This is a genomic window from Streptomyces katrae, assembly GCF_000966975.1.
GTDB lineage: Bacteria > Actinomycetota > Actinomycetes > Streptomycetales > Streptomycetaceae > Streptomyces > Streptomyces katrae.
Genome location: NZ_JZWV01001633.1, coordinates 1 through 1,549 on the forward strand (window position 1 = coordinate 1; position 1,549 = coordinate 1,549).

The window sequence follows — 1,549 nt, forward strand, 5'->3', positions numbered from 1 at the left end:
ACCCGTGCTGTCTCCACGGGCCGCCCCCGCCCGAAGGGCGCCCTCCGGGCGGGGCGGACGATGGCCGCCCGCCGTCGTCACTTGGCCGGCACCGCAGTCATGGTCGACGTGAGCCTTGGGCGGCGCATCGTCTGGCGGCGGGCTCGGATCCCCGGCGTTCGGTCCAGGCCGGGAGAGCGTGGGATGCGGGGCTGGTCGGTCCGTGGGATCCCCGGGCCACAGCGCCCGCAGGGCGGACCGGGAGACGCCGACTGGCCGCCACGCCTCACCGGTGTAGGGGCTTCTGCCGCCCCGGGGTCAGCAGCTGGGTGCTGGCCGGGCCGCGGTGCGTGTCTCAGATGGGGCCGGTTGTCGTCCGGGCCCCGGGCGATCCCGCCGCGCCCCGGCGCAGACGGGGCGGGCGAGCAGGGTGGGCAGGAGTCTGGGGTCAGGGCCTTTCGATGACCTTGACGTCGGTGATGAGGGGGCCGCAGGCGTGGTTGGTGTCGGAGATGAACTGCAGGCGGCTGAAGCGGTCGGTGCCCCACAGGGTGGCGCGGCGCAGGGTCCAGGTGCTGCTGCCGCGTGCGGGCTTGGCGATGCTGCCGAGTTCGAACCGTTGGGCGTGCTCGGGGTCGGCGGCGAACTGGACGTGGAATTCCTGGGCGATGTCGCGGGCCCCGGAGACGCAGTCGGGGTGGTCGTTGATCTTCGCCTTGAACGTGACCTGTTCTTCGGCGTCCTCCTCGGTCGCGATGGTCTGCTCGATGCCGCCGCGCTCGCTGCCGCCGAGGTCGACGGCTTGTGAGCCGTCGGGAGTACGGGAGGTGGCGCGGCCGAACACGTCGACGCTGCCGAGGACGACGCGCCAGCCGGGGATGGCGTTGCTTCCGAGGCGCCAGCCGTGGATGGCGTTGCTTCCGAGGGTGACCCGTACGAACTCGGAGGCGTTGTCGGGATTGACGTAGGGCTGGATGAACGCCGGGTTGGTGACCGGCACGACGCTGGCCGCGCTGGCGCTGGTCGCCGCGGTGCCCGCCAGCATCGTGGCCAGCGAGACGACCAGGGCTGTACGGGCTGCGGCACGCGACCGGGTGGTGTTGGCCATGACGACTCCTCATCTCGGGTCTGCCAGGGAGGGGAGACACCTGGCCGGCACGTCGCCGAGGGGCGTCGCGGCAAGACCAGCACGTCCGTCGCGGCTTGACGACCCCGAGATCGTTTCTGCACCCCACGGGATCACCCGGCTGGGCGAGACACGCCCGCGCAGGACCGTTCCAGCAGGTCAGATCCTGTACGGCGAGCGTTCACCCGCCTGCGGCGGCGCCTGGGCGGGGGAGCCCGCGGCGCCCGTGAGGCGCTTGTGGAGCAGCGTAGCGCCCCGCCGGGCCGACGGGTTGGGCCGCCCGGGTGAGGAGCAAACGATCCCGCATCCGCGCCGGGTTGGGGACCGGACGGGAGCGGCACCACCATGCCGCTCGTCGGCTTTCCCGCAGGCCCGGCCCCGTGCCGGGCTGGATCGCCGACGCACACACCTCCACGCCCACGCACACCTCGAGGAAGAGGTATC

General features: G+C 72.9%; 1 protein-coding gene. It reads right to left on the reverse strand.

Annotated elements, in window-relative coordinates:
- Positions 1-427 precede the first annotated feature (427 nt).
- On the reverse strand, positions 428-1,087 hold the full coding sequence (locus VR44_RS39750; RefSeq protein ID WP_045952569.1) for a DUF642 domain-containing protein: 660 nt from the start codon (positions 1,085-1,087) through the stop codon (positions 428-430).
- Positions 1,088-1,549: the final 462 nt, after the last annotated feature.

What these genes read in the sequence shown, in the direction of transcription:
- VR44_RS39750 (WP_045952569.1), bottom strand. Translation starts at nt 1,087, where the DNA reads ATGGCCAACACCACCCGGTCGCGTGCCGCAGCCCGTACAGCCCTGGTC.